The organism is Methylobacterium sp. P5_C11 (assembly GCF_054049775.1).
The window spans coordinates 126,964-152,817 of the sequence record NZ_JBFULS010000003.1 but is presented as its reverse complement, the minus strand read 5'-3'; the positions used below and the strand labels follow the sequence as shown (position 1 = coordinate 152,817).

The window sequence follows — 25,854 nt, the reverse complement described above, 5'->3', positions numbered from 1 at the left end:
GACGTCAGGCCGATCGGCGCAGGTTCCAGAACAACGGCAACCCGGTCAGCATCCCCTCGAGGTCGCGCCTGTAGGCCGTGGGCTGGAAGTACTGGCCACAGGGGAGATAGGCGCCGACATCCAGCGCGCGTGCCTGGATCTGCGCGGCGATGGCCTTCTGGGCGGCGAGGTCCGGCGCGGCGAACCATGCGCTGCGCAACTCTTCCAGAGGGGCGTCGGTAAGCCAGCTCGGCACGCCGGCACGGCCGTTCCCGCGGACGACCAGATGGTAGGCCGGCGACAGGTGATCCAGGCCACCCGAGAAGATGCCGAACATCGACCAGCCCCCCTGATCCAGGGGCTTCGGGTTCAGGATCCGCTGGTTCACCGTCCCCCAGTCGGTGGCGACGACGTCGAGATTCATGCCAAGCTTTCGGCAGACATCGGCCATGACCTCGCAGATCGCGTTGATCCGCGGCACGTCGGTTCCGGAGAGCAATACGACGCGCTCGCCCCGGTAGCCGGCGGCGGCCAGGGCGCGCTTGGCCGCGGCGAGGTCGCGGGGGCCGGTCAGCACCTCCAGGCCGGCCGCGGAGGCCATCGGGCCGCCCGGGGTGAAGATGCCCGCGGGGCCGCGTCGGATCGCCGGATCGCTGCCGGCGACCGCGTCCATCATCTCGGTCTGATCGATGGCCGACAGCAGCGCATGGCTGATGGCGGGATTATCGAACGGCGGCAGGGCGTGGTTCAGGCGGATCTGGCCGATCAGGCCGGCGCTTTCCACCAGCTCCACCCGTACGTCGGGCTGGCGCATCAGGTCCGGCACGAGGTCGACCAGCGGTTGCTCCCACCAGTCGATCTCGCCCGAGCGCAAGGCGCCGGCCGCCGTTGCGCCGTCGGGGATCGTCCGCCACTCCACGCGGTCGAAATGCGCGATCCGCGGGCCGGCGGTGAAGCTCGGTGTGCCGTCCGTACGGGGGCGATATCCGTCGAAACGCCGGTAGACGTTGAGCGAGCCGGGCACGCGCTCGTCGGCGACGAAGCGGTATGGGCCGCTGCCGACGATGTCCGGCACCGCCTGGGTTGCGGCCGTCGTGCTGAGCCGCTCCGGCATGATCGCCGGGAGGTAGGAGGTCGGCTTCGCCAGGGCGTCGGGAAGGAGCGGGAAGGGCCGCTTGAGCCGAAACTCGACCACCGTGTCGGACGGCGCGGACAACGCGTCCACGGCGGCGAACAGCGCCCCCCCGTAGGCGTCGCGCTGCGACCAACGCTTCAGGCTCGCCACCACGTCGCGGCCGAGCACCGGCGTCCCATCGTGGAAGCGCAGCCCCTGCCGCAATGTGAGGCGCCATGTCAGCCCGTCGGCCGTCRCGTCGTGACCGGCGACCATCTGCGGCTGGGCTCTGTAAGCCGCGTCGAGGCTGTAAAGCGTGTCGAACACCATCAGCGCGTGGGTCCGCGTGACGTAGTTCGTGGTGATGATCGGATCGAGCAGAGCGAGATCCGCATACGGTACGAACCGCAGCGTCGTCGCCGAGGCCGCCCGCACCAGGGCCGGGCGGGCAAGCGTCCCGGCCATCAGGGCACCGGCGCCTGTCAGCAGGGTGCGTCGCTTCATCGCTCAATCCCGGTCACGGCCGGTTCGACCGCGTGCCGGAGCGTGCAAGCCGCACGCCATCGGAGCAACCCGATCCGGACGTCGGGCAGGCCGCGCGGGCGCAGGTCCGGACGGGTCAGGGCTGCCGAGATGCGTGGACCGTCAGGCGGCGCGCGACCAGCGGATATCGCCGAGGCTCTCGCGGAAGGCGAAGCGGGCGAGGTGATCGGCAACCACGTTTTCCAGCCGAGTGAGGTTCACCGGGTCGGAGCTGTCGATGCGCATCACCAGGGCGTCCGGCTCGGCGTCGAAGGTGCAGACACGGTCTTCACCGAACGGCACGGTGCCGTGCTCGGGGGTCGCCTCGACCTTGAACTTGTGGCTCCAGTGCCGGCAGAGCTGCTGAAGGTAGCGGCTCGCCTCGGTGGTCTGCACCCGGGCCTGTGAGGTAGGCATTCCGTCGGTCTCCAAAAGGATGTGAAACAGCCTGTCGTTGACGGTTCGTCTCTTCTGTCTCGCATCTGCGAGATAGGGTGTCGTCGGAGCAATTGCCATGCCTTCCGCCGACAGATCCGTCGCCGCCGTCACCATTGAGGGTCTGTCCGAAGCCTTAGCGACAGCTTAACGCATCGGGCCGCCGCAGCGGATGACTGCGCAGCGTGGCTCTCCTGCACCCGCTGCCGCGCCGAATTATGGCGCGCTGCACAAAATTGGTCAGGCGGCGGGGTGCCCGATGTCGCGCCGGACGACGACCTTGCCGGGGTTGAGCAGATCGCGCGGGTCGAGGGCAGCCTTCAGGCTCCGCATCAGGTCGAGTCCGACCGGATCGCCGTAGCGCTCGAGTTCGTCGCGCTTGATCAGGCCGACGCCGTGCTCGGCTGCGATCGAGCCGTCGAGCGCGTGCACGATATCGTGAACGATGCGGTTGAACCGGCCCCATTCGGACAGGAAATCGGCCGCCGGCATGCCGGGCGGCTGAGTCAGGTTGAAGTGGATGTTGCCGTCGCCGAAATGGCCGAAGCCGCAAGGCCGAAGGCCCGACATCTCGGCTACACAGGCAGCTTCGGCCCGCTCGAGGAACTCGGGCAGGCGCGACAGCGGGACCGATACGTCGTGCTTGATCGAGGCTCCCTCGCGGGTCTGTGCCTCGGGGATGCCCTCGCGCAGGCGCCAGAGGGCCGCGTTCTGGGCGCTGCTGGCTCCGAGCGCGGCATCGGCGATCAACCCGTCCGCCAGGGCTTGCCCGAGGGCGGATTCCAGCTCCGCCCGCGTATCGGCATCGGGGCGTGCCGACGCGACTTCGATCAAAACGTAACCGCCATGCGCATCCGCGAGCGGCCGGACTGCGCCCGGCACATGACGCAGCACGATTTCCAGGGCGAAGGGCGGGAGGTATTCGAAGGCCGTCAGGTCGCGATCCATCCGCGTCCGCAGGAACACGAACAGGCCCAGGGCGGCGCGGGCCGATCCGAGTCCCACGAAGGCGACACTGGTCGATCGCGGCCTCGGGAACAGCTTCAGCACCGCCGCGGTGACGATGCCCAGCGTGCCCTCCGAGCCGATGAAAAGCTGCTTCAGATCGTAGCCGGCATTGTCCTTGCGCAGCGCTTTCAGCCCGTTCCAGACGCGCCCGTCGGCGAGGACGACTTCCAGTCCCAGGACGAGGTCGCGGGCGTTGCCGTAGGCGAGGACGGCGATCCCGCCCGCGTTCGTGCTGACACCGCCGCCGATCCGGGCCGAGCCGCGGGACGCGTAGGACAGCGGGAACAGCATGCCCGCAGCTTCGGCCGCGTCCTGCACCTCCTGCAGGATCATCCCGGCTTCGACCGTGATGGTCGCGTCGACCGGATCGACCCCGCGCAGACGGTTCATGCGCTCGAGGGACAGGACGACCCCGCCGCGCGGCACGCCGGCGCCGGTGAGACCGGTATTGCCTCCGAGGGGCACAACCGCGACACCGGCCTGCGCGCAGGCGCGCACCGCGAAGGCGACCTCCTGAGTGTCCCCGGGCCGCAGCACGGCCAGCGCCGAACCGGTAAACAGACGCCGGCTCTCTGTCAGGTACGGTGCGAGAGAATCGGCGTCGGTCAGCACGTGCCGCGCGCCGAGCCCGTCGCGGAGGGCGGTGAGCAGGGTGTCGAGGTCGGTGGTCGGCGTCATCACGCGGATTCTGTAGGCTGGAACATGCGCGAAGCAAGCGTCGCTATGGCGCGCGGTGGCGCGGACCTTACAACGGTGATGTAAGGCCCGGGTGTCGTCGCGCCGGGCCATCCGGACGTTCCACCGCAGAGGCAGAGATGCTCTCCGTCATACAGAACCCGCCCCGCATCGCCCTTCCCATCAACGGGAGCAGTGACCTGTTCCCCGTGCGCCGCGTCTACTGCGTCGGACGCAACTACGCGGCCCATGCCCGCGAGATGGGGGCCGATCCCGATCGCGAGCCGCCGTTCTTCTTCATGAAGCCCGCCGACGCCCTGCAGATCGTCGGGTCCGAGCCCACGCCCCACGCCTACCCGCCGAAGACGCGCAACTACCATTTCGAGGTGGAGATGGTGGCGGCCCTCGCCAGCGGCGGCAGCGACATCCCGGTCGAGACCGCCCTGGACCATGTCTACGGCTACGCGATCGGCCTCGACATGACCCGGCGCGACGTTCAGGACGAGGCCAAGAAGATGTCGCGGCCCTGGGACACCGCCAAGGCGGCCGACGGATCGGGGCCGATCGGCGCACTGCATCCGGCCTCCGTCATCGGCCATCCGGCGAAGGGCGCGATCACGCTCTCGGTTGATGGTGCGACGCGCCAGACGGGCGACCTCGCCGACATGATCTGGTCGGTCGCCGAGCAGATCGCCTACCTGTCGGGCTATTTCGTCCTCCAGCCGGGCGACCTGATCTTCACCGGGACGCCCTCGGGGGTGGGCCCGGTCGAGCGCGGCCAGCGCATGGTCGCAGCGATCGCCGGACTCGGCGCGATCACCCTCGACGTCGTCTGAGCCGCACATTCGCATGCTCCTCGACCGGCCGTTCCTGCGGCGCCTGTTCCACCTCGGGGCGCTCGCGTCCCGGGGCATGACCCTCGGGGTGCGCGGCATCGCCCGCGATGGGCAGGGCCGCGTGGCGCTGGTGCGCCATACCTATGTCAGCGGTTGGCATCTGCCCGGCGGCGGCGTCGAGCGCGGAGAGACTGCGCTTGACGCGATGGTGCGCGAATTTCGTGAGGAAGCCGAGATCGTTCCGGATGGGCCGCCCCGTCTTCACGGCCTGTACCGCAACGCTGCCGTGGCACCGCGCGACCACGTGGCACTGTTCGTGGTTCCATCCTTCCGGGTGCTCGGCCCCAAGGCGCCCGATCGTGAGATCGCCGCCTGCGGTTTCTTTCCCCTGGACGGGCTGCCCGAGGGCACCACCCGGGCGACCCGGGCGCGCCTGCGCGAGATCTGCGAAGGCCTTCCCCCGGCCCCGAATTGGTGAATCGTCGAAAGCCGCGAAAGAGACGCTTGCGTCGCCCGGCGGAATGGTGTTTAGAGAGCGCCGCCGGGGCCGCCGGCACGCAAGTCCTGGCGGCGCGGTACAGTGAGCGGGTGTAGCTCAGGGGTAGAGCACAACCTTGCCAAGGTTGGGGTCGAGGGTTCGAATCCCTTCGCCCGCTCCAGTTTTCCCAACCAGTCTCCTTGTGAACGCGGCGGCGACCTTGTGCCGTCGCAAGCACTGATGGCGTGTCCTCGCCTCCCTGCGTCATGTCCGTCGCGGTCTGAGGATCTTGCGCATACGTAAGAGCGGCCTGAGCCCTGCCGCCGCCAGGGACTTGGCCACGAATGCCTCGACGATTTCGCCCGCCAGGGCTTCAGCCATGATCTGGCGACCGGATTCCGTGTAATGCGCCGGGTCGTAGAAGACGGATCCGGCTTCGTCCGCGAAGAGCCCACTGAAATCCAGGCCGCGATAGTGCGGGTGCGCGTCGGCCGAGGACGCGCGCAGGGCATCCTGGAGGCGCGAGTATTGGCGGTCGAGGTAGGTGAGAAAATCCTCTGACGCGATGCTTCGGGTCGTAGACGGGGGACTGGTCCGCATTGAGACCCCGCCGACGGAGCGTCGCCTCCAGGCGGCCCGGGACCGTGTCGGCTTCCGTGATTCCCTCGACCATCGTGCTGCCCGCAAGCACAAAGATGCGAGGACCGCCATCGCGTCTCTGATAATCACCCTTCTTGACGTTTCGGAAGCCCCACGCATCGAACGTGATATGTTCGTGTGTTCCGTTCGGCTTGCCTGATAATTACGAATGCGCGAGCGGAAATCGCAGGGATGAGCCGCGATGTGCGAAGTGTCGGATGAATCGCGCGCGATGCGCTGTATCGTTGTCCGCCGAAACCATCGGCGGCTCCTGAGCGTGTCGCAACAGGTTAATTCGATGGTCGTCAATATCAAGAGTCATGAATAATAGTTAAGTCCTTATTGATGAGCTGGCTGAAGCCTGATTGCAGGTTTCAGCGGCATGATGGCGCTTCGATATGTTGATTGCGACGAAGATGGATCGGATCAGTACTCTGGACAGTCCGCGACCCGGTGCGCCGGTCAGGCCCGCCGCAGCCGGCTGGCGCCCCTGAGTTCCGAGGCGCGGCTTCGGGCGACGGGACCGCGTGACCCGGCCGCACGCGGCTCGGCCTGCCGGATCTGATCGATCAGGAGCGGGCGGGCGAAGTAGTAGCCCTGGGCGCAGCGGATCTGTGTCGCGCCGAGGAGATAGGCGACTTCCTCGTGGGTCTCGACCCCTTCGGCCACCACCGACATCCCGAGCGCGGCACCGAGGGACTCGATCGCCCTCAGGACGATCTGGCTGCGCGGCCGCTTGTCGATGTCGGTGATGAAGGAGCGGTCGATCTTCAGCTCGTCCGCGGTGATCTCCGCCAACGCCGACAGCGAGGAATAGCCCACGCCGAAATCGTCGATGGAGACGCGCGCGCCGATGGCCCGGATGCGCGGCAGGACCTCGCGCTGGAAACGGCCTGTGGTGAAGAAGGCTTCCTCGGTGAGTTCGAGCACGAAGCGTCCGGCAAGGCCGGTCTCGCCGAGCGCCTCGCAGAATGCCGTCATGAACGGAACATCGCCTGCCTGCTTGGCGGCGATGTTGATGCTGACGGTGACGGCCGGGCCGAACACCTCGTCGATGTCGGGCATCGCCCGCACGGTCTCGGCCAGGACTTGGAGGGTGATCTCGTTGATCAGCCCGAGTTCGATGGCGAGGGCGATGAAGTCTCCGGGCGCCTGGATCACGCCCAGTTCGTCCCGCCAGCGCAGGAGCACCTCGACGCCCATCACGGCATGGGAGCGCATGTCGACCTTCGGCTGGAACGCGCAGCAGAAGCATCGGTCCCGGATCGCCAGCCGAAGACGCTGCTCCACGGCCATCCGGGCCGTGGCAGCGTGGCTCATTGCATCCTCGAAGAGGCTGACGCCGCCCTTCACACCGCCTTTCACGCGGTACATGGCGTTGTCTGCCTGCCGCGCGAGGATCTCGTAGGTGTTCCCGTGATCCGGAAACAGGCTCAGGCCGATGGAGGCGGAGGCGAAGATTTCGTGGTCATCGATGAAGAAAGGTTGTTTCAGGCGCTCCGCGATGCCGCGTACTGCCGCCAGCATGGCGTCCCGATCGGTCACCGGATTCAGCAGGAGCACGAACTCGTCGCCACCGATGCGCGCCAACAGGTCGGTTGGGCGCAGGGCGCTGCGGATGCGGTCTGCCACCTTGCGCAGCAGGGCGTCGCCCGCGGCGTGGCTGTAATAGTCGTTGATGTGCTTGAAATTATCGAGGTCAATGAACGCCAGGGCGAAGCGATCCAGCGGCCCGGATCCGGCCAGAAGATCCTCGATGCTCTGCTCGAACATCGTCCGGTTGGGGAGACCGGTCAGGGCATCGATGAAGGCCTTGGTGATCAGCTCCCGCTGAAGGGTATGATGATAGGTGACGTCGGTGAGGGTCGTGAGCGTGTAGGAAGCCCGGCCCTCGACGACCGGCCGGGCCTGCACCTCCAGCACCCGATCGCCGATGATCTCGACGCTCGCGGCATCCTGGCTGCCGGCCGTCGCGGCGTGACACGCGGCGACGGCCTGTTCCCCGAGGGTGCGGGCGGCGGCGTTGGCCAGGATACACAGGCCATCCCGGTCATGGACGACAACGCCGACCGGAAGCGCCTGGAGGGTGGCTTCGAGCAGCGTCTGACGCTCCGCAGGGGCGGCCTCGCTCATACTCCGCCCTGCTGCCAGAGTGGCTTGGCGGCGTAGGCACCCGTGTCCGCCGGCGTATCCCCGGCGTCGAGAGGCCTCTTCAGCAGGCGGCGATGCACCTGGTCGAGTGCGGCGCCATGGGGACTGTCGAAGCCCGTGTCGCGGCCGAAACGTGCGCTGCCGCCCGGATCCGCTTCGTGGCCGGCCACCTTGTTCATCGTGGCGCCGCGCCACCGTTCCACGACGGCACCGACGAAGGCCGCCCCCGGGACCGTCGCCGCGTCCTCGGATGAGCGGCCGCTCACATCGTTGCGCGGCTGCCGCCCCGCGGGAAGCGGCCGGAACGTCATCCGCGCCGGCATTGGAACGCCTTCGCCGAAGGCAATGACCTCGCCGGTGCCCAGCGACGGTACGAAAGTCAGAAGATTGGCTGCGTCCGACACCGCCGCGGCCAGGAAAGCCTGATCACGGGCATTCGTCATCCGCATGGCGAACAGGGTGCTGCATTGCGACATGATCGTCGCGTCGAGTTCGGCGGGCCGTTGGGTGACCAGGCCGAGGTGGACGCCATGCTTCCGGCCTTCACGGGCGATCCGCGACAGGGCGCGGCGCGTCGGCGTGAAGCCCACGGAGCGATCGGCCGAGGCGAACCGGTGTGCCTCCTCGCACACGAACAGTAGTGGGATCGCACCCTCGCTCCAGATTCCGAACTCGAAGGCGAGCCGGCAGAGAACGCACACCACGGCATCGACGACCTCCATGGGCAGGCCGGCGAGCTGCATGATCGTCATCGGCCGCCCGTCGGGGTCGAGGCGGAACAGATGCGCGAGAATCTCCCCCATCATGTCGCCGCCGACATTGGCGTTCTCGAACATGAAGCCGTGGCGGGGATCGTTCCGGATGGCCTCGATCCGGGTAATCAACCGGTGATAGTGCATCCGCGAGACGCGGTTCTCCAAGCGCCCCATCCGCTCGTCGATGAGCCCGATCAGGTCCTGCAACATGTAGGGAACCGGCGTGTCGACGGTGTAGCCGGAAACTTTGCCGATGCTGCGCTTGACGATCTGCCGGTCGCTCGTTTCCTTGTATTGGGCGTACTTGCTCTTCGCGAGGGGGATCAGTTCCGCCAGAATCTCGATCTCCTCATCGATGGCCGGGCGGCCACCGTAGATCACGTCGGCGATCTCCTCGAGGTTGAACAACCAGAACGGGAGCTTGAGCGTGCGCGGACTGATCACGCTGGCGCGGTCACTGAAGCTGGCGGCATATTCGTTGTGCACGTCCAGCAGGAAGATCCGCACCGCAGGCTTGGCGCGCATGACCTCGTCCAGGATGACGGCGACGCCGCTCGATTTACCCACCCCGGTGGCTCCGAGCACCGCGAAGTGCTTGGAAAGCAGGTCATCGATCTTGATGCAGGCCGGTGTGTCGGGATCCTGATAGAGTGCGCCGACGGCTGCCGTATTGGCTGCCGACACGTGGTGCACCACGCGCAGGTCCTCAGGCGACAGCAGATCGACGGTGTCGCCGATTGCGGGATAGCAGGTCACACCGCGATTGAAGCGATGCGTGCCGTTCACCGCGACGAACTCGCCCAGCAGGTCGAGGCTCGCATAGGCCCCCGGGAGCCGGCCGCGTTCGCTGTCCGACGACAACGTCGTGATGATCCCGATGAGGACGGCGGTTCCAGCGTGGATCCGAACCAGATTCCCGACCGTGACCCGCACCTTGGGCCGCCCGTCTTGGGCGTAGAGTTCAAGATGGACCTTCGACCCGTCGATGGACGTCACTGAGCCCATCTGCGCAGCGGTATCGTGGTTCAGGACCGTTCCATCGCCGCCCAACATCATCCGCACCCTGGTCCGAAACAGAAGCGGACCGAGACTGGAGGGCGGTGCTTAAAGTTCCGACAAAGAATTTCGGACAGCCGGCACGATGCTTAACCAATGGCTTATCGAAATGAGGCGCAATCAAGGTTTTATTGAACGACCTTAGGCAGCCGCTATCGTGAACCGGACCCCCTGAATCTCGCGCGCGAGCGGTCGGGGCCGCCGCACAGGAAGGCGTGCCGCCGGTGGACACCGCATCCGTCTGAGCGGCCGGCTGCCGGAACCGCGCGCAACCGTCTTCCGCGTCGACCTAGGCCGGTCGCACCTCATCGAAATGTTCACGGATCCAGCACTCGCCGGAAATGCGCGCGCCGTTCTGGGTCACGAAGGCATAAGGGGAGTGCTCCACCACCGTGCCTCCACGGGCACGAATGATCCATCGGAAACATCGGGGATCGTCCACGCACGGAACGATCTCGACCGTATGGGAGCGAACTGTAGCGATCGACATGAGGTATCAACGTCTGAAAACCGAAAACCGCTCCACGGGCCGTGCGCGGACGGTTACCGAGGCGTATGGGCACGGGCACGTTTCGCGCTTCACCCTCCTGCCAAACCCCCGACCGGGTGTGACTGCTGCGCCGAGCGAAAGGGAAGCCGCATGCCGATCAAGGCACTCAACGACCGGAAGAAGCTGTCGAACGACTTCAATGAGGCGAACGATGCGTTCATCGACGAGGTGCTGAGCGCGCTGCAGAGCGGCCGAATTCCCGTCGATCTGGCGCGCGCCTATCTCGCGCATCCCGTTGCGATGATGCACACGGACGGGGCGCAGGCGGTGGCCAACTACTTCGAGCGCATCTTGGCCCAGCGGCCGAACATCGATTGGGCGCCGGGGAGCTGACGGCAGCGCCGGTTACCGAGGAGAGGAAGCACGGATGACCGCCGACGAGATCGAGGAACTGAATCGAGCCCGCGCCGCCCTGGCGCGCCAGCGGAACGCCATCGCCCGACGGCTGGGTGGCCTCGACGTGGCGCCGATTTCCATGGCGGAAGACCTGACCCGGACCCTGCTCGCCATCGAAGCGGTGGATCGCGCCCTGGTCGATGCCGGGCAGCCTCACGTCGACGTCCATCAGATGTCCGGGGCCTAGAACCATTTCCGATCGGGTCGGGAGGAGGTTGATCGCCGAGCCCGTGCCGAACGTGGCGCGGGTCCTCTCTCCTGTTCGGGATAGGGATCGGGTGAGGGTTTTGCGGCTTTCAGACGAGACGTGACCTGAAAGCGCGGTCATGGCGCCGTCGACTCGAAATCGTCTTGTCCCTCAACCCAACCCTCTCCCGCACGCGCTACGATGGTCACAGATCCGGGTCGGCCACGGGCGCTGGCGGCAGAACGCGACGCGCCCCCTCTCCCGAGCGGGAGAGGGTTGGGGTGAGGGGCGAGACGCCTCAGGATCAGGCACGCGGTCGATATGCGGTCTTGTCGGGCTTTCTGCGGATGCCACCTATCCCTCACCCTGTCCCTCTCCCGACGGATCTCAAGCCTGCCCGAGATCCCCAATGAGAAGCCCAAGTCGGGCAAGCCCGACTTTGGTGGAGAGGGGACCCGCGGCCGATCCTGAAGCCGCGTTGCCAAAGCAGAGCTGTGAATCCGCTGGTCCGCACAGGGGAGGGGGCATGGCGCGGCTGTCTCGCGCGGAGACGCCCGTGTTCCAGACCATTGTGACATGATCGGGAACGACCTCGCTGCGGCCTGCGCGCAACCTTGCGCCGTAGTCCCGGGCGGGCGTACAGGCTCGGGTGCTCTCAGGAGACCGCACGATGACAGACCGCCTGCCCGGCTTCAACACGCTGGCGATCCACGCGGGCGCCGCACCCGATGCAGCCACGGGCGCGCGGGCCACGCCGATCTATCAGACCACCAGCTTCGTGTTCGACGATGTTGATCATGCCGCATCGCTGTTCGGGCTGCAGGCCTTCGGCAACATCTACACGCGGATCACCAACCCGACGAACGCCGTGCTGGAGGAGCGCATCGCGGCGCTCGAGGGCGGAACGGCTGCCCTGGCGGTCGCCTCCGGCCATGCGGCCGAATTCCTGACCATGCACGCCCTGATGCAGCCGGGCGACGAGTTCGTGGCCTCGAACAAGCTCTACGGCGGCTCGATCAACCAGTTCAATCACTCGTACAAGAATTTCGGCTGGTCGGTGGCCTGGGCCGACAACGACGATCCGGCGTCCTTCGAGGCGGCGATTACGCCGCGTACCAAGGCCATCTTCTGCGAATCGATCGCCAATCCCGGCGGCGTCATCACCGACATCGCGGCGCTGGCGCAGGTCGCCAAGAAGCACAACATACCGCTCGTCGTCGACAACACGATGGCGACGCCGTACCTGATCCGGCCCTTCGAGTACGGCGCCGACATCGTCGTGCACTCGGCGACGAAGTTCCTCGGCGGGCACGGCAACTCCATCGGTGGCCTGATCGTCGACGGCGGCTCGTTCCAGTGGGCCGGCGACGCCCGCTACCCGATGATGAGCCAGCCGCGGCCGGAATATTCCGGCATGGTGTTGGCCGAGACCTTCGGCAATTTCGGATTCGCCATCGCGTGCCGGGTGCTCGGCCTACGCGATCTCGGCCCGGCGCTCTCGCCGTTCAACGCCTTCCTGATCCTCAACGGGATCGAGACCCTGCCACTGCGCATGCAGCGCCATTCCGACAACGCGCTGACGGTGGCCAAGCATTTGTCGGCGCATCCGGCGGTCTCTTGGGTGAGCTATCCGGGGCTCGAGACCGACCGGTACCACGCGCTGGCCAAGCGCTACACGCCGAACGGCGCCGGGGCGGTCTTCACCTTCGGTCTCAAGGGCGGCTACGAGGCGGGCGTGAAGCTCGTATCGAACCTGCAGCTGTTCTCGCACCTCGCCAATATCGGCGACACCCGCTCGCTGATCATCCACCCGGCCTCGACGACGCACCGCCAGCTCACGGATGCGCAGAAGACCGCGGCGGGAGCCGGACCTGAAGTGGTGCGTCTGTCGATCGGCCTGGAGGACCCGGCGGACCTGATCGAGGATCTGGACTCGGCCCTCGGCGACTGACGGGTTTTCGCCCTTCGATCCGGCGCGGTGGTCGCGACCACGGCGACGAATCGAAGGCAGCGCGACTTCGGTCGCATCGGGCGCCACCTGGATGACGCCGGGGCGTCCGAAACGGCGGCGTGTCGCGGCGACGTCGATCGGACGCCGCCGGCCGTCGACACGGAGGGCGACCGCCTGCGAGTGGCTCAGAAGGCCTCCGTCTCCAGTGCCATGGTGCTCTCCGCTCCCGCCTTGATCCGGGTCAGGCGCAGGGCGGTCTCCGGCAGCATCCGCTCCATGAAGAACCGGCCGCTCGTCAGCTTCGACTCCCAGCGCGGGGAGGGGGCCTCGGCGTGCTTGGCCAGGGCAGCCTTGGCGATCCTCGCCCACATGTAGCCCAAGGCCACGAGGCCGAAGAGGTGCATGAAGTCGGTGGCTCCGGCCCCGGCATTGTCGGGCTTGGCGAACGCGTTCTGCATCAGCCACATGACCGCGCCCTGGAGATCGTTCAGCCCGGCCTGGAGCGGCTTCGTGAACGGCGCCATGGCGGGGTCCTCGCCATGGTCCTTCAGGAAGGTCTGGACCTCGCCCAGGAAGGTCATCATCGCCCGGCCGCCGTCCTTCGGCAGCTTGCGGCCGATCAGGTCCATGGCCTGGATGCCGTTGGCGCCCTCGTAGATCATGGCGATGCGGGCATCGCGCACGAACTGCGACATGCCCCATTCCTCGATGTAGCCGTGGCCGCCCAGCAGCTGCTGCGCTTCCACCGCGTTGGCGAACCCCCGGTCGGTGAAGACGCCCTTCACCACCGGGGTAAGCAGTCCGAGATGGTCGTCCGCGGTCTGCCGCTCCTTGGCGTCCTCGGAACGATGGAGAATGTCGGCCTGAAGCGCGGTCCACAGCATGAGGGCGCGGGCCGCCTCGTTGAAGGCGCGGATCTGCATCAGCGTCCGGCGCACGTCCGGATGGACGATGATCGGGTCGGCGGCGCGCTCGGGCGCCTTCGCGCCGGTCAAGGCCCGACCCTGGAGACGATCCTTCGCGTAGGCTGCGGCGTTCTGATAGGCGACCTCAGACTGCCCGAGTCCCTGGACGCCCACGGCGAGCCGCGCCTCGTTCATCATCACGAACATGGCGTTGAGGCCGCGATTCTCCTGGCCCACCAGCCAGCCGGTCGCCCCGTCGTAGTTCATCACGCAGGTGGCGTTGCCGTGAATGCCCATCTTGTGCTCGAGGGAGCCACAGGACACGCCGTTGCGGGCGCCCAGCGAGCCGTCCGCATTCACCAAGACCTTCGGCACCACGAACAGCGAGATGCCCTTCGTTCCGGCGGGTGCGCCCTCTATCCGGGCGATGACCAGATGGATGATGTTCTCGGAGAGGTCATGCTCGCCGGCCGAGATGAAGATCTTCGTGCCGGTGATGCTGTAGGAGCCGTCGCCGTTCGGCGCGGCCTTGGTCTTGAGCAGCCCGAGATCCGTGCCGCAATGCGGCTCGGTGAGGTTCATGGTACCGGTCCAGGCGCCTTCGACCATCCTGGGGAGATAGAGGGCCTTCTGCTCTTCCGAGCCGTGGACCAGGAGCGCCGCCATCGCGCCCTGCGTCAGGCCGGGATACATCCCGAAGGCGAGATTTGCGCCCGAGGCGAATTCCTGGATCGCCGTGTTCAGCGTGTGCGGCAGGCCCTGGCCGCCATAGGCCTCGGGCACCGACAGGCCCATCCAGCCGCCGCTCGCGTAGGTGTCGTAGGCCGCCTTGAATCCCGCGGGCGTGCGGACCGTGCCGTCCGCCTCCCGGCGGCAGCCCTCCATGTCGCCGGTGCGGTTGATCGGCGCCAGCACCTCCTCGGCGAGCTTCGCGCCCTCGCGCAGGACCGCCTCGACCACGTCCGGGGACGCGTCGGCGAATCCGGCGAGGTTGTCCCGCGCATGGAAGCCGAGGACATCGTTGAGCAAGAACAGCGTGTCCTCGACCGGAGCGCGATACTGCGGCATCTCTGGTTCCCCCGTCTGGTGCAGGCCTCTCGGAACGGCCCGCCGCGTTGGCCGCATGTAAACGCCACGCCGGCTCTGTAGCAACGGCCCGGCCTCGCGATCCCGCGACAGGCGCGGGCGTTCCACGCCCCGGCTCGCGCACGGCGATTACCCCCGTCAGCCGGACCTTAACCTTGTGTTTACCAAGAAAGTTAATGGTCACTTTCGAACGATCCGACGCGTGCGTTCGTGGATACCGAATTGCGGTCCCGCYCTGCGCAGAGGAATCGGACGCCGAACGCTGCCGACGACAGGCCACCGATGACCCGCAACGCGATGCCGCAGCTCGACAGTTTCGATCCCGAGGTGCTCGATGCGGCCCGCGACGTCGCGGCGCGGGCCGGCGTGCCCCTCGAGACCTGGATCGCGTCGGTGATGCCGCAGCAGCAGTCCGGTGCGCAGGGGAACCGTCGGCATCGGCGTCGCCACCGCGCCGAGCAGGCCGCCGGGGCGCCGGCCCGGACCGAATCGGCGCCCGACAGATCTTTCTCCTCGAGCCCCGACCTTGAGCAGGCGGCGCACGTCTCCGGGGCGCGTGCCGACGGTTACGGCCAGGGCATCGCCGCGCTGATGAACCGCCTGGACGGTCTCGACCGGGCGCTCGACCACGAGCGGCGAGCCACCCAGGAAGCCGAGGCGCGGCGCCTCGCTGAGATCGAGTCCCGCATCGAGCGCGCGCTGAAGGCGGCACCCGTCCAGCTGGTGACCGAGCGGCTCGGCGATATCGAGCGCCGTATGTCCCAGCTCGGCGAGCAGGTCGCCGCCACGCGCCAGCCCGGCCGACGGGGGCGCCCCGCCGCCGCCGACATCCGCAATGCAGTCCAGGACATCCGTCAGCGGCAGCGCGAGCTGGCGCAGGCCGCCGAGCCGGGCCTTGCGGCCTCCGCATCCGACGGCGGTGTCGTCGCCAGCATGCGGATGGACCTCGCGCGCCGTCTGGAGGCGCGGATCGAGGAGGGCATCGCGCCGTCGGAAGCTCTGATCGAGCTTCAGCAGGAGACCGTGCGCCTGCGCGAGGCGATCAACCAGCTGGCCACGAGCCGGGACATCGGTGCCCTCGAGCAGGCGGTGGTCTCTCTGGCGAGCGGTATCGAGCGCGCCCAGGCCGGGACCGATCTCACCGCCATCGCGGTGCCGATCGAGCAGGTTCGGGCGCAGGTCGAGCGTCTGGCGGAGGAGGTGGCGGAGAACGTCCACAGCCGTGTCGCGGAGGACGTCCGCCGCTTGGCCGAACGCCTCGACACCGTTGCGGCCACCGGTGCCGCCGATCCGGATGGTCATACCCTCGCTGGCCTGTTCGGCGAACTCGACGAGATCCGCCGCTTGATCGGCGCCTTGGCCGGTCCGGAGCGGATCCAGGGTCTCGCGCAGAGCCTTCAGGCGGTGAGCGCCCAGATCGCCGAACTGCAGCAGCGGGGCACCGGCCCGGACCTTCGGCCGATCCTGGAGGAGATCCGCAGCGACGTGAAGTTCGCCGCGCCCGCCGCGCTGGCCGAGCAGATCCAGGCGCTTGCTGAAAAGGTCGACGTGCTCTGCGCCCGGGACGACTGGTCCGAGCGCGCCGGTGACGACACGGTCTCCCGCTCCGGCGAGATGGCGTCGATCCACGCGATGCTGCGCAGCCTGGCCGACAAGGTCGATCAGGTCGGTGCCCGATCGGAACACGAGGGCCTCGACGCCCTGGAACGGCAGGTCGTGTCGCTGGCGGGACGCCTCGACGCGCCGGCCAGCGCCGATCCGGCCCTGGCGGGCCTCGAGCGGACCATGGGCGATCTCCTGCGCCAGGTGACGGCCCTGCGGGAGGCGGCGCCGAGCGAGGCCGCGGTGGAGCGCGCCGCGCGCAACGCGGTGGCCCAGACCCTTCAGACTTCCGGCATCGCCGCCGCCGAGACCGGCGAGATCGGTCTCCTGCGCGCCAGCCTCGCTGATATGCAGGCCCGTCAGGTCGCCTCCGATCAGCGGCTCGGGACGACCCTCGAGGGCGTACAGTCGGCCCTCGAACGCCTTCTCGTCCGTCTCGGCCCGGCGGAGGCCGTACCGGCTCGGGCTCCGTCCCTCGACGAGCGCCTGATGTCATCCACGAGTCCAGAGGTGGCGCTCGCCCCGGTCGAGGCGCGTGCGAAGCCGCGGCGCGACCTCGGCGAGGCTTCGCGTCTGGCCGACGATCTGCTCGAGCCCGGCAGCGGCCGGCCGACGCGCGAGCCGCGTACCCCCCGGGACCCCTCCGGTCGCCGGACGGTCCAAGAGCGCCGCGCCGACCTTGCCGCCGCACGCGCGCCCGTCGAGGCCGGCTCCGAAACCGACATCAAGACCAGCTTCATCGCTGCCGCAAGGCGGGCCGCGCAGGCCGCCCAGGCAGAGCTGGCCTCCGAGGCGCCGGCCGAGCGCCGGGAGGCTCGAAGCGACCGGGGCGCCGCCCTTTCGGAGGCTGCGACGGGCCGCCTTGGCCGGCTGCGCGCCGAGATCGACCGCCGCCGCCGGCCGCTCCTGCTTGGCCTGGCCGCTATCGTGCTGGCGTTGGGGGCGCTTCAGGCGATCACCATGCGCAGCCCGGAGGAGCCGCGGCCCGTCGTCCCGACGAGCCAGGTCGCTCCCGCCCGTGAGGATGCCGCCGCCGTTCAGAAGGATATGCCGAACGAGACCTCGACGGAGGCCCCGAAGGCCGCTTCGGACGCCAAGCCCCCCGTGACCGATCCGACGACGACCCAGGCCCTCCCGAATCCCGTGCCGGCCGAGGCGCGCGCCTCCGCCAAGTCGGYTGTGCCGCAGGTCGCCGGTATGAACGCCCTTCAGGCCGATCTCGGCAACCTGCCGCCGGCCCTCACCAAGGTTAGGCTCGCCGCCCTCGACGGGGACGGCACGGCGATCTGGGATCTCGCCACGCGGGAGGCCGATGGCCGCGGCATGCCCCGCGACCTGTCTGTGGCGGCCAAGCTCTATGAGAAGCTGGCCTCGGCCGGTTACGCGCCCGCCCAGTACAAGCTTGCGGGCCATTACGAGAAGGGCTCCGGCCTCGTCCGCGATCTCGACAAGGCGAAGCTGTGGTATGGTCGTGCCGCCGAGCAGGGCCATGCCCGCTCGATGCACAATCTGGCGGTGCTCTACGCTGAAAACCCCGCGGCCAACGGCAAGCCCGACTTCGCCTCGGCGGCCTCGTGGTTCCGCCAGGGCGCCGAGTTCGGCGTCCGCGACAGCCAGTACAATCTCGCCGTGCTCTACGCGCGCGGGCTCGGCCTGACGCAGGATCTCGTACAATCCTACGCCTGGTTCTCGGCCGCTGCTGGCCAGGGCGACGACGATGCCGGCAAGAAGCGCGACGACGTGGCCAACAAGCTGAGCCCTGCCGATCTGGCGAGCGCGAAGAGCCTCGCGGCCAACTTCAAGCCGCGAAAGATTGACGCGGCCGTCAACGAGCCTCCGGCACCCAAGGCGCCCAACAACGCACCGATGTCGCTGCTCGGCGCGCCGATGCCGAACGCGGTGCCGTTCACGGCTCCGCCGCGCCGGAGCTGATCAAGACCCGGGACATGGCCCGTCCGATGTCCCGACCTTGACCGCCGTGCCGCGATGCGGGAACGCTCCCGCCGGGCGACGGCGGATCGAGGGTCGGATCGCACGGATCGCCGACCCTTGCCCTGCTCGGAGGATGGATGGCGCACCGGAACCCTGTCCCGTTCGGCGCGATCGTCCTGGGGGTGGCCGGTCTCGTTCCGTTCCTGGGATTCGCCGCCCTGGCGGTGTCGGGCAGCGACGGTGGCCTGAGCAGCCTCGGCCTGTCGCCGCGGACCATCCTGTCCGCCTACGGGGCGGTGATCGCCTCCTTTCTGGGCGGGATCCGTTGGGGGGCCGCGGCCGCGCGCAATGCCGGCAATGGCGACTACCTCGTGGCCATCATCCCGTCCCTCGTGGCCTGGGCCGCGATGGCGGCGCCCGCTCCCTGGGACCTGCGCATCCTCGGTGGACTCGTGCTCGCCTGGGGCTTCGTCGACCAGGATCTGTCCCGCCGCGGCCTGACGCCCCTCTGGCTCGGTCGCCTGCGCCTGGTGCTTTCGGGCGTCGCCGGAGCCGCCCTGCTGGTGGCTGCCTGAGGCTGGACGCCGCGACCCCGAGATGGAGTGTGCAAAACCTCAGGTTTCGCGCGCCATCTCGCGCAGGAGGTTCAGGACCGCGTTGCGTCGTGCCGGCGACCTGATCGCGCGGAACAGGGCGGCGATTTCCTCACATTGCCGGTCGGTCGGATCCGCATCCGCCTTCGTGGGCGGCTCGGTCTGCCGGAAGTAAGTCGGGCAGATGTTCAGCGTGGCGGCGATCCGGTCGAGGAGCCAGCGTGTCGTCGGCGGTGTCGCATCGTGTGTCATGCCGTTGAGACTCGCACTCCCCCGCTGAGCCCAATCGAACGGCGGAGCTTCTCGGAGCCAGACTAGCCTTTCGGTCGCGAAGATGCCATCCTCAGGTTGCATTCAACGTGAGTTTTGTCGCAAGGCGTGCATCAAGTCTGGGATAGGGCATGCCGCATTCGAAGCATCTCGATCGGACCTTCAACGTCTTGCGCGACCTGGAACGGGCCGCCACCCCGGATGAGGTCGCGCGATTGCTCGTCGACGCGTTCGCCCGCTAAGGGGGTCTCCTACATCATGGCCGGGATCGTGCCCGAGCCCGGCCTTCCGGCGCGCCGTCACGGCGGGTTCGTCCTAGCGAGCACGATGCCGGACGGGTGGACGCGTCGATACGTCTCGCAGGGCTATGCCCGCCACGACCCCACGGTCCGCCGGCTGTGCACCAGCGCGACACCCTTCGACTGGAGCGCCGTGCTGCCGGACACGCCCGCCGCGGGCCGGGTCATGGACGAGGCCTGCGAGTTCGGCATCCGTGCGGGCATCACGGCGCCGTTCGTGACCCTCGACGGGGAACCGGGCGGGATCAGCGTGTCGGGTGACCGGATCGAGATCGATCCGGCCGAGCGCGTGGCGGTCAACCTGGTGGCGACCTACGCGGTCGGCCAGTTGCTGCTGATGAACAGCCGTCCGGCTGCGCGTGAGCCTGCGCGCCTCTCGCCTCGGGAGCGCGAGGCCCTGCAATTGGCGGCGGAAGGGAAGACCGACATCGAGATCGGTATGGTCATGGGCATCACCGCCTCGGGCGTCGATTACCATCTGCGCTCGGCCCGGTCGAAGCTCGATACGGTCAACCGCGCCCACACCGTCGCGCAGGCGCTTCGGTCCGGGCTGATAACCTAGACACGACACGGTCTGCGCTGGCCTTTCCGAGCCGCCGACCCTGCTTGGCCGCAAGTCGTTGGCCGGACAGGCGGCCTGGGACGCCGACCCTACGAGTTCTCGTATTACACAGCCCATCGCCAAACGGGGACAACCCACGTCGGTCCAACGTGAGGTTTCGTCGTGATCCACATCGTCACTCCCGCCAACGCGCATCGATACGCCGACGCGATGGAACAGGCCTGGCGCCTGCGCCACGAGATCTTCGTCGCAGAGAAAGGGTGGACCGAGCTGGCTCGTCCGGATGGCCGGGAGATCGACCAGTTCGATACGCCGCACGCCGTCCATTTCCTCGCCATGGAAGGCGATGCGGTCATCGGCTACAGCCGACTCCTGCCGACCACCCGCCCGCATCTCCTCTCGGACGTCCTGCCGCAGCTCTGCGAGGGCGAGCGGCCGGTCGGCCCGCATATCTGGGAATGGACCCGCCAGGCCGTGGCGCGCTCGCACCGTGCCCGGGGCCGGATAATCAACCCGGTCTCGATCGCGCTGCTAACCGGTATCGTTGAGTGGGGCCTCGCCCATGGGGTGAGCACCCTGCTCCTGCAGATGCCGACCCTGTACATGATCCAAGTCATCCAGCTGCATTTCCGCCCGCAGCCCCTCGGCCTGCCGGTGCAGATCGCGGGCGAGGAGATCATGGCGGCCACAGCCCGGTTCGATGCCCGCACGCTGGCCAAGCTGCGCGCGGTCCGCGGCGACGCCCGCTCGGTCCTGGTTTCCGAACCCGGTTACCTGGTGGCTTGAGCATGACCTTCGACAGCAACGACAGGGCGCTGGATGCCCTCGCCACGCAGTGCCTTCAGGTTCGCGAACTGGTCGACACCATCGGCAATCCGCTGATGCGCGCGGCCATCGACCTCCTGCTCATCGAGGTCGCCCGGGCGCTGGCCGAAACATGCCCGCCGGAACACGGGCGAAGCACCTGAGACGACCGCCGCCGCTTGCGCGGAAACAGGACCGGCGGGCGCCTCCGCAAGGCGCCCGCCGGTCTTCGAACCGAGGCTTGGGCGTCAGGCGCCCATCGCGGTCTTCAGGTTCTGGTCGACCTTGTCGAGGAAGCCGGTGGTCGAGAGCCACTTCTGATCGGGACCAACCAGCAGGGCGAGGTCCTTGGTCATGTGCCCGGCCTCGACGGTATCGACGCAGACCTTCTCCAGGGTCGCGGAGAACTTCGCCAGATCGTCGTTGCCGTCGAGCTTGGCGCGGTGCGACAGGCCGCGGGTCCAGGCGAAGATCGACGCGATCGAGTTGGTCGAGGTCTCGCGGCCCTTCTGGTGCTCACGATAGTGGCGGGTGACCGTACCGTGGGCGGCCTCGGCCTCCACGGTCTGGCCGTCCGGTGTCATCAGCACCGAGGTCATCAGGCCGAGCGAGCCGAAGCCCTGCGCGGCCGTATCGGACTGCACGTCGCCATCGTAGTTCTTGCAGGCCCAGACGTAGCCGCCGGACCACTTCAGGCACGAAGCGACCATGTCGTCGATCAGGCGATGCTCGTAGGTGAGGCCGAGCGCCTTGAACTTCGCCTCGAATTCCTCCTCGTAGACCTTCTGGAACAGGTCCTTGAACCGGCCGTCATAGACCTTGAGGATGGTATTCTTGGTCGACAGGTAGACCGGGTACTTGCGCGCCAGGCCATAGTTCAATGAAGCGCGGGCGAAGTCGATGATCGACTGGTCGAGGTTGTACATCGACATGGCGACGCCGGCATCGGGGAACTTGAACACCTCCTTCTCGATGACCGTGCCGTCGTCGCCCTCGAACTTGATCGTCAGGCGGCCCTTGCCAGGCACCTTGAAGTCGGTGGCGCGATACTGGTCGCCGTAGGCGTGGCGGCCGATCACGAAGGGCTGGGTCCAGCCGGGCACGAGGCGCGGCACGTTCTTGCAGATGATCGGCTCGCGGAAGATCACGCCGCCCAGGATGTTGCGGATCGTGCCGTTGGGCGAGCGCCACATCTCCTTGAGGCCGAATTCCTGCACCCGCTGCTCGTCGGGGGTGATGGTGGCGCACTTCACGCCGACGCCGTGGCGCTTGATCGCCTCGGCGGCATCGACGGTCACCTTGTCGTTGGTGGCGTCGCGGTGCTGAACGCCGAGATCGTAGTATTCGAGGTCGAGATCGAGATAGGGATGGATCAGCTTGTTCTTGATCTCGGCCCAGATGATCCGGGTCATCTCGTCGCCGTCGAGTTCGACGACGGGGTTCGCTACCTTGATCTTCGCCATGGACCGATGCCTTCCCGCTTTGTTCCGGCGCACGGCATGCAAGGACCGTGCGGTTGGTGTCCCGAGGTCGTCGCTCAAGTGCCCCGGGTCGAAATCGCCCCGCGACATAGCGCGACCCTCCCGGCGACGGAAGGCGGCTGCTGTCATCCGGGCGGCTTCGTCACCCGGGTCTCGACGGGCGAGGTCCGGTCGTGCCAGAGGGCCGGAATGACCAGCCCTGACGCGCCAGGCGAAAGCCCGAGGAAGACCCTGGAACTGCCCCCCGGCCTCACCCCGGCGGTGATCCTGGTGGAGCCGCAGCTCGCCGAGAACATTGGCATGACGGCCCGCGCCATGGCGAATTTCGGCCTGTCGGACCTACGCCTCGTCAACCCGAAGAACGGCTGGCCCAAGAAGGGCGTCCGCGAGGCGGCCTCCGGCGCCACCCACGTCCTCGATCGGGCGACGATTTTCGGCAGCGTCGCCGAGGCGATCGCCGATTGCCGCTACGTGCTGGCGACCACGGCCCGCGAGCGCGGGCAAATGAAGCGGGTCTTCTCGCCCGAGGAGGCCATGGGCGAACTCGTGGCCCGGGACGGACAGCGCACGGCGGTCATGTTCGGCCGCGAGCGGGTCGGGCTCACCAACGACGAGGTGTCCCTGGCGGACGCGATCGTCACCTTTCCGGTTTCACCGGACTTCCCGTCGCTGAACCTTGCCCAGGCGGTGCTGCTCGTCGGCTATGCGTGGCGTCAGGCCAGCGGCCGGGCGCGATTGCCGTTTTCCGGAGACTTGCTGTCGCCTCCGGCCACGCGTGAGGCGCTGATCGGCCTGTTCGGAAGCCTGGAATCCGCCCTCGACGAGGCCGGCTTCTATCCGCCGGAGAAGAGAGAGATCATCGCCCGCAACATGCGCGACATGCTGCACAGGATGAGCCTCACCGAGCAGGATGTGCGGACGTTTCGCGGCGCGCTGCGGGCTCTGACGCGCCGGAACGCCTGATCACGCGCCCGCCGATTTCATCTCGGGCGGCTTGCCGCCGCCGAAGCAGCGGCCGACCGCCTCCCAGAACGCAGTCTGCTCCTCGGGGGTGCACTGCGCCATCCGCGCCTCGACCTTGGCGCGGCCCGCCACCGCGTCGGGTGTCGCGGCAACCTCGGATTCGCTCGGGTGTCCGGCCTGGGCCATGGGCAATTCTCCGTCGCGGAACCAAAGCCGAGCTGGACGGGGCGGTTCCGTTGCGCCTCGCAATCGGGCATGGAGGCCGCGCAACCCGGAGGTGCCGCCCGTCGGCGGGGAAGAGGCCGGAGGACCGCGTGCGGCTCAGCGTTGACCATCTGGCCTGCCGCCGCTCCGGGCGCCGCATCTTCTCGAACCTCGCCTTCGCCCTCGGACCCGGGGACGCCCTGGCGGTCACCGGCCGGAACGGCGCCGGAAAATCCAGCCTGCTCGCCATCCTCTCCGGTCGGCTGCGGCCCGATGCCGGGCGCCTCGCGGTCGCCGATATGGGAGAGGCGGGCCTGCCCGAATGCCTGCATGCCGTGGGGCACCGGGATGGCCTGAAGAGTTCGCTGACGGCCGGAGAGAACCTGCTGTTCGCCCAGCGGCTCCTTGGCGCGCCGCGCCTGAGTCCGCGCGACGCCCTGGCGCGGCTCGACCTCGGCCATGCCCACGACCTGCCGGTGGCCTACCTGTCGGCGGGTCAGCGGCGGCGGGTCGCGCTGGCACGGCTCCTGGTCTGCGCGCGCCCGCTCTGGCTGCTCGACGAGCCCACCGCCGCGCTCGACGCGGCCTCCCAGGCGGTCCTGGCCGGGCTCATGACCGACCACCGGGCCGGCGGTGGCCTGGTGATCGCCGCGACGCATCAGCCGCTGGACATGCCCGGCGCGACCGAGTTGCGCATCGAGGCCGCCGGACTGGCGGCCGCGGAGCCGCTGGAGGATTGGGCGTGACCGGCGCGTTCCTCGCCCTCATCGCCCGCGACCTGCGGCTCGCCGGACGCGTCGGCGGCTCCGGCGCCCTGTCGCTGGTCTTCTTCCTGATGATCGTCGCTCTGGTGCCCTTCGCCCTCGGGCCGGACCTGAACCTGCTGTCGCGGATCGGCCCGGCGATCCTCTGGCTCGCCGCGGTACTGTCGACCCTGATCGGCCTCGACCGCTTGTTCCAGGCCGACGAGGAGGACGGCTCCCTCGACCTGATGACCGCCGCGCCGGTGCCCCTCGAACTCGTGGTCCTCGCCAAGGTGGCGGCACAGTGGCTGACCACGGGGCTGCCCCTGGCGCTCGCCGCGCCGCTTTTCGGCCTGCTGGTGGCCCTCGACGGGACCGCCATGGGTGCCACGTCCCTGACCCTGCTGGCGGGGACGCCGGCGCTCAGCTTCATCGGCGCGGTGGGCGCGGCGCTGACGGCCTCGATTCGCCGGGGCGGCCTGATCCTCGCCGTGCTGGTGCTGCCGCTGATGATCCCGACGCTGATCTTCGGTGTCTCGGCCGCTCAGGCGGCGAGCGGCGGGACGGTGCCGTTCCTCGTGCCCCTGGCGGTGCTGACGGCGCTGACGTTGATCGCCGCCGTGGTCGGGACGTTCGCGGCGGCGGCGGCGCTTCGCTGGCCGGAGTAACGCTCGACGACTATGCGATCGGCACCTCGGTTACTGTGCCGAAGGCGGCCATATCCAAATACCATGATTATGTCATGGTCGCCTCTGCGTTTCCTTCTGGCGCCCGGTTGGCCGTCGATGCGTTGACGCGACACCGGCCCGTGTCTATAGAGCGCACTTCGCCGAGGGGCCGCGTTTTCGCGCGCGCTGCGTCTCGGCTATCGCCCGACAACCTGACGCGACGACCGATTTCCGGCAGAGCCGGCCCGTCGGCATCGCCCGACGAGAAACACGAGGACGTACATGGCCAACACCGCTTCGGCCAAGAAGATGACCCGCAAGATCGCCAAGCGCACGGCGATCAACCGCTCGCGCCGCTCGCGCATGCGTACCTTCGTCCGCAAGGTCGAGGAGGCCATCGCCACCGGCAACCAGCAGGACGCGCTCGCCGCCCTCCGCGCCGCCGAGCCCGAAATGATGCGCGCTGCTCAGCACGGCATCGTTCACAAGAACAATGCCTCGCGGAAGGTCTCGCGCCTCGCCGCCCGCGTGAAGGCGCTCGCCGCCTAAACCGTCCTCACACTCGAGACGGCTCCAAGCCCGGCCATCGCGCCGGGCTTTTTCGTGCGCGCTGTCCAGCGAGTCGGCGATGCGTTTGCGCCCGCACCGAACCGTTAACCCTGTTCAAGAATCGGTGCGATTGCAGAGTCGTGGGTCGACGTGTAGCTTAACAGAAACTGACGACGACCAAGCAAAACACAGCGATTTTGGGACTCGAACGAATCAATCTGATTCGACAAGACTCTAGCGTCCGTGTTCAGCGCCGCCGGGAACACTTGGGAATGGGAATCCAAGCCATCCCCACAAGTCCCAGTGTTAAAGGAACCGTAGGTAATTGTTGATAGGCTCTCCCAATCGGCAAAAGTTCCTCGCGTTGGGGTTGACTCCACGCAGAGGACTTGGTCCCGCCGGTTCTTGCGGGACGCTGAGGGCGTAAATCGTGCGTACGCGCGGCCTGCAGGTTCCTGTGG

General features: G+C 68.1%; 24 protein-coding genes and 1 tRNA gene. 15 read left to right on the top strand and 10 right to left on the bottom strand.

Annotated elements, in window-relative coordinates:
- Positions 1-4: 4 nt before the first annotated feature.
- From ACXJKQ_RS03525 to ACXJKQ_RS03515, 3 genes are all read right to left on the bottom strand, one after another.
- On the bottom strand, positions 5-1,597 hold the full coding sequence (locus ACXJKQ_RS03525; protein ID WP_457104390.1) for an ABC transporter substrate-binding protein: 1,593 nt from the start codon (positions 1,595-1,597) through the stop codon (positions 5-7).
- A gap of 141 nt (positions 1,598-1,738) precedes the next feature.
- Complete coding sequence (locus tag ACXJKQ_RS03520) at positions 1,739-2,032, bottom strand: DUF2218 domain-containing protein (protein ID WP_457104389.1); 294 nt, start codon at positions 2,030-2,032, stop codon at positions 1,739-1,741.
- Between the two features lie 258 nt (positions 2,033-2,290).
- Positions 2,291-3,736 carry an FAD-binding oxidoreductase gene (locus ACXJKQ_RS03515; protein ID WP_457104388.1) on the bottom strand — a complete coding sequence of 482 codons (1,446 nt, stop codon included), beginning with the start codon at positions 3,734-3,736 and terminating at the stop codon, positions 2,291-2,293.
- A gap of 137 nt (positions 3,737-3,873) precedes the next feature.
- Between ACXJKQ_RS03515 and ACXJKQ_RS03510 the strand changes: the two genes are divergently transcribed.
- The 3 genes from ACXJKQ_RS03510 to ACXJKQ_RS03500 all read left to right on the top strand — a co-directional run bounded on the left by ACXJKQ_RS03510 (position 3,874) and on the right by ACXJKQ_RS03500 (position 5,228).
- Positions 3,874-4,569 (top strand): fumarylacetoacetate hydrolase family protein, encoded by a 696-nt coding sequence (locus ACXJKQ_RS03510; RefSeq protein WP_457104387.1) that lies wholly within the window; start codon positions 3,874-3,876, stop codon positions 4,567-4,569.
- Between the two features lie 13 nt (positions 4,570-4,582).
- The gene (locus ACXJKQ_RS03505) at positions 4,583-5,047 is read left to right on the top strand and encodes an NUDIX domain-containing protein (protein WP_457104386.1); all 465 of its coding nucleotides are present in this window, start codon (positions 4,583-4,585) and stop codon (positions 5,045-5,047) included.
- A gap of 106 nt (positions 5,048-5,153) precedes the next feature.
- Positions 5,154-5,228 (top strand) — tRNA-Gly (locus tag ACXJKQ_RS03500).
- A gap of 83 nt (positions 5,229-5,311) precedes the next feature.
- Here the strand turns inward: ACXJKQ_RS03500 and ACXJKQ_RS03495 are convergent.
- From ACXJKQ_RS03495 to ACXJKQ_RS03485, 3 genes are all read right to left on the bottom strand, one after another.
- Positions 5,312-5,647, bottom strand: a complete 336-nt coding sequence (locus ACXJKQ_RS03495; protein ID WP_457104385.1) for a hypothetical protein — start codon at positions 5,645-5,647, stop codon at positions 5,312-5,314.
- 501 nt (positions 5,648-6,148) lie between these two features.
- Positions 6,149-7,819 (bottom strand): putative bifunctional diguanylate cyclase/phosphodiesterase, encoded by a 1,671-nt coding sequence (locus ACXJKQ_RS03490; RefSeq protein WP_457104384.1) that lies wholly within the window; start codon positions 7,817-7,819, stop codon positions 6,149-6,151.
- On the bottom strand, positions 7,816-9,645 hold the full coding sequence (locus ACXJKQ_RS03485) for an ATP-binding protein (RefSeq protein ID WP_457104419.1): 1,830 nt from the start codon (positions 9,643-9,645) through the stop codon (positions 7,816-7,818). Before ACXJKQ_RS03485 ends, ACXJKQ_RS03490 begins: the two co-directional genes overlap by 4 nt.
- Positions 9,646-10,288: 643 nt before the next feature.
- Here ACXJKQ_RS03485 and ACXJKQ_RS03480 point away from each other — a divergent pair.
- The 3 genes from ACXJKQ_RS03480 (at position 10,289) to ACXJKQ_RS03470 (ending at position 12,732) form a co-directional block, all read left to right on the top strand.
- Positions 10,289-10,531, top strand: coding sequence for a hypothetical protein (locus ACXJKQ_RS03480; protein WP_457104383.1), 243 nt, complete (start codon positions 10,289-10,291; stop codon positions 10,529-10,531).
- 34 nt (positions 10,532-10,565) lie between these two features.
- The gene (locus tag ACXJKQ_RS03475; protein ID WP_457104382.1) at positions 10,566-10,781 is read left to right on the top strand and encodes a hypothetical protein; all 216 of its coding nucleotides are present in this window, start codon (positions 10,566-10,568) and stop codon (positions 10,779-10,781) included.
- 670 nt (positions 10,782-11,451) lie between these two features.
- Complete coding sequence (locus ACXJKQ_RS03470; RefSeq protein WP_457104381.1) at positions 11,452-12,732, top strand: O-acetylhomoserine aminocarboxypropyltransferase; 1,281 nt, start codon at positions 11,452-11,454, stop codon at positions 12,730-12,732.
- A 185-nt stretch (positions 12,733-12,917) separates the two neighbouring features.
- Here ACXJKQ_RS03470 and ACXJKQ_RS03465 read toward each other — a convergent pair whose 3' ends face one another.
- Positions 12,918-14,705 (bottom strand): acyl-CoA dehydrogenase C-terminal domain-containing protein, encoded by a 1,788-nt coding sequence (locus ACXJKQ_RS03465; RefSeq protein ID WP_457104380.1) that lies wholly within the window; start codon positions 14,703-14,705, stop codon positions 12,918-12,920.
- A gap of 300 nt (positions 14,706-15,005) precedes the next feature.
- Between ACXJKQ_RS03465 and ACXJKQ_RS03460 the strand changes: the two genes are divergently transcribed.
- Entirely contained in the window at positions 15,006-18,257 is a 3,252-nt protein-coding gene (locus tag ACXJKQ_RS03460) for a hypothetical protein (protein WP_457104379.1), read from the top strand.
- A 137-nt stretch (positions 18,258-18,394) separates the two neighbouring features.
- Positions 18,395-18,832, top strand: a complete 438-nt coding sequence (locus tag ACXJKQ_RS03455) for a DUF3429 domain-containing protein (protein WP_457104378.1) — start codon at positions 18,395-18,397, stop codon at positions 18,830-18,832.
- A 39-nt stretch (positions 18,833-18,871) separates the two neighbouring features.
- On the opposite strand, the gene ACXJKQ_RS03450 is transcribed toward ACXJKQ_RS03455, so the two are convergent.
- The gene (locus tag ACXJKQ_RS03450) at positions 18,872-19,102 is read right to left on the bottom strand and encodes a hypothetical protein (protein ID WP_457104377.1); all 231 of its coding nucleotides are present in this window, start codon (positions 19,100-19,102) and stop codon (positions 18,872-18,874) included.
- 276 nt (positions 19,103-19,378) lie between these two features.
- Between ACXJKQ_RS03450 and ACXJKQ_RS03445 the strand changes: the two genes are divergently transcribed.
- The 3 genes from ACXJKQ_RS03445 (at position 19,379) to ACXJKQ_RS03435 (ending at position 20,949) form a co-directional block, all read left to right on the top strand.
- Positions 19,379-19,981: an autoinducer binding domain-containing protein gene (locus ACXJKQ_RS03445; RefSeq protein ID WP_457104376.1), complete on the top strand. Its 603-nt coding sequence runs from the start codon at positions 19,379-19,381 to the stop codon at positions 19,979-19,981.
- Between the two features lie 162 nt (positions 19,982-20,143).
- Complete coding sequence (locus ACXJKQ_RS03440; RefSeq protein ID WP_457104375.1) at positions 20,144-20,767, top strand: acyl-homoserine-lactone synthase; 624 nt, start codon at positions 20,144-20,146, stop codon at positions 20,765-20,767.
- A gap of 2 nt (positions 20,768-20,769) precedes the next feature.
- A complete protein-coding gene (locus ACXJKQ_RS03435) occupies positions 20,770-20,949 on the top strand; it encodes a hypothetical protein (protein WP_457104374.1) in 180 nt (59 codons plus the stop codon).
- A gap of 84 nt (positions 20,950-21,033) precedes the next feature.
- Here the strand turns inward: ACXJKQ_RS03435 and ACXJKQ_RS03430 are convergent, their stop codons facing one another.
- Entirely contained in the window at positions 21,034-22,248 is a 1,215-nt protein-coding gene (locus ACXJKQ_RS03430) for an NADP-dependent isocitrate dehydrogenase (protein ID WP_457104373.1), read from the bottom strand.
- 207 nt (positions 22,249-22,455) lie between these two features.
- Here ACXJKQ_RS03430 and ACXJKQ_RS03425 point away from each other — a divergent pair, with 207 nt between their 5' ends.
- Complete coding sequence (locus ACXJKQ_RS03425; RefSeq protein ID WP_457104372.1) at positions 22,456-23,229, top strand: RNA methyltransferase; 774 nt, start codon at positions 22,456-22,458, stop codon at positions 23,227-23,229.
- Here ACXJKQ_RS03425 and ACXJKQ_RS03420 read toward each other — a convergent pair whose 3' ends face one another.
- Positions 23,230-23,415, bottom strand: coding sequence for a hypothetical protein (locus ACXJKQ_RS03420; RefSeq protein WP_457104371.1), 186 nt, complete (start codon positions 23,413-23,415; stop codon positions 23,230-23,232).
- A 128-nt stretch (positions 23,416-23,543) separates the two neighbouring features.
- On the opposite strand from ACXJKQ_RS03420, the gene ccmA reads away from it, so the two are divergent.
- From ccmA to rpsT, 3 genes are all read left to right on the top strand, one after another.
- Positions 23,544-24,179: a heme ABC exporter ATP-binding protein CcmA gene (gene ccmA / locus ACXJKQ_RS03415; RefSeq protein ID WP_457104370.1), complete on the top strand. Its 636-nt coding sequence runs from the start codon at positions 23,544-23,546 to the stop codon at positions 24,177-24,179.
- Positions 24,176-24,844 carry a heme exporter protein CcmB gene (ccmB, locus tag ACXJKQ_RS03410; protein WP_457104369.1) on the top strand — a complete coding sequence of 223 codons (669 nt, stop codon included), beginning with the start codon at positions 24,176-24,178 and terminating at the stop codon, positions 24,842-24,844. The genes ccmA and ccmB overlap by 4 nt, the downstream gene beginning before the upstream one ends.
- Before the next feature lie 282 nt (positions 24,845-25,126).
- Positions 25,127-25,393: a 30S ribosomal protein S20 gene (rpsT, locus tag ACXJKQ_RS03405; protein ID WP_007561677.1), complete on the top strand. Its 267-nt coding sequence runs from the start codon at positions 25,127-25,129 to the stop codon at positions 25,391-25,393.
- Positions 25,394-25,854: the final 461 nt, after the last annotated feature.

Bases quoted from the DNA above. Each gene is read 5' to 3' on its own strand.
- ACXJKQ_RS03465 (WP_457104380.1), bottom strand. From the start codon at position 14,705: ATGCCGCAGTATCGCGCTCCGGTCGAGGACACGCTGTTCTTGCTCAAC.
- ACXJKQ_RS03520 (WP_457104389.1), bottom strand. From the start codon at position 2,032: ATGCCTACCTCACAGGCCCGGGTGCAGACCACCGAGGCGAGCCGCTAC.
- ACXJKQ_RS03420 (WP_457104371.1), bottom strand. From the start codon at position 23,415: ATGGCCCAGGCCGGACACCCGAGCGAATCCGAGGTTGCCGCGACACCC.
- ACXJKQ_RS03445 (WP_457104376.1), top strand. From the start codon at position 19,379: ATGGCCGGGATCGTGCCCGAGCCCGGCCTTCCGGCGCGCCGTCACGGC.
- ACXJKQ_RS03515 (WP_457104388.1), bottom strand. From the start codon at position 3,736: ATGACGCCGACCACCGACCTCGACACCCTGCTCACCGCCCTCCGCGAC.
- ACXJKQ_RS03480 (WP_457104383.1), top strand. From the start codon at position 10,289: ATGCCGATCAAGGCACTCAACGACCGGAAGAAGCTGTCGAACGACTTC.
- ACXJKQ_RS03485 (WP_457104419.1), bottom strand. From the start codon at position 9,645: ATGTTGGGCGGCGATGGAACGGTCCTGAACCACGATACCGCTGCGCAG.
- rpsT (WP_007561677.1), top strand. From the start codon at position 25,127: ATGGCCAACACCGCTTCGGCCAAGAAGATGACCCGCAAGATCGCCAAG.
- ACXJKQ_RS03450 (WP_457104377.1), bottom strand. From the start codon at position 19,102: ATGACACACGATGCGACACCGCCGACGACACGCTGGCTCCTCGACCGG.
- ACXJKQ_RS03510 (WP_457104387.1), top strand. From the start codon at position 3,874: ATGCTCTCCGTCATACAGAACCCGCCCCGCATCGCCCTTCCCATCAAC.
- ACXJKQ_RS03495 (WP_457104385.1), bottom strand. From the start codon at position 5,647: ATGCGGACCAGTCCCCCGTCTACGACCCGAAGCATCGCGTCAGAGGAT.
- ACXJKQ_RS03425 (WP_457104372.1), top strand. From the start codon at position 22,456: ATGACCAGCCCTGACGCGCCAGGCGAAAGCCCGAGGAAGACCCTGGAA.
- ACXJKQ_RS03505 (WP_457104386.1), top strand. From the start codon at position 4,583: ATGCTCCTCGACCGGCCGTTCCTGCGGCGCCTGTTCCACCTCGGGGCG.
- ACXJKQ_RS03490 (WP_457104384.1), bottom strand. From the start codon at position 7,819: ATGAGCGAGGCCGCCCCTGCGGAGCGTCAGACGCTGCTCGAAGCCACC.
- ACXJKQ_RS03475 (WP_457104382.1), top strand. From the start codon at position 10,566: ATGACCGCCGACGAGATCGAGGAACTGAATCGAGCCCGCGCCGCCCTG.
- ACXJKQ_RS03435 (WP_457104374.1), top strand. From the start codon at position 20,770: ATGACCTTCGACAGCAACGACAGGGCGCTGGATGCCCTCGCCACGCAG.
- ACXJKQ_RS03455 (WP_457104378.1), top strand. From the start codon at position 18,395: ATGGCGCACCGGAACCCTGTCCCGTTCGGCGCGATCGTCCTGGGGGTG.
- ACXJKQ_RS03430 (WP_457104373.1), bottom strand. From the start codon at position 22,248: ATGGCGAAGATCAAGGTAGCGAACCCCGTCGTCGAACTCGACGGCGAC.
- ACXJKQ_RS03470 (WP_457104381.1), top strand. From the start codon at position 11,452: ATGACAGACCGCCTGCCCGGCTTCAACACGCTGGCGATCCACGCGGGC.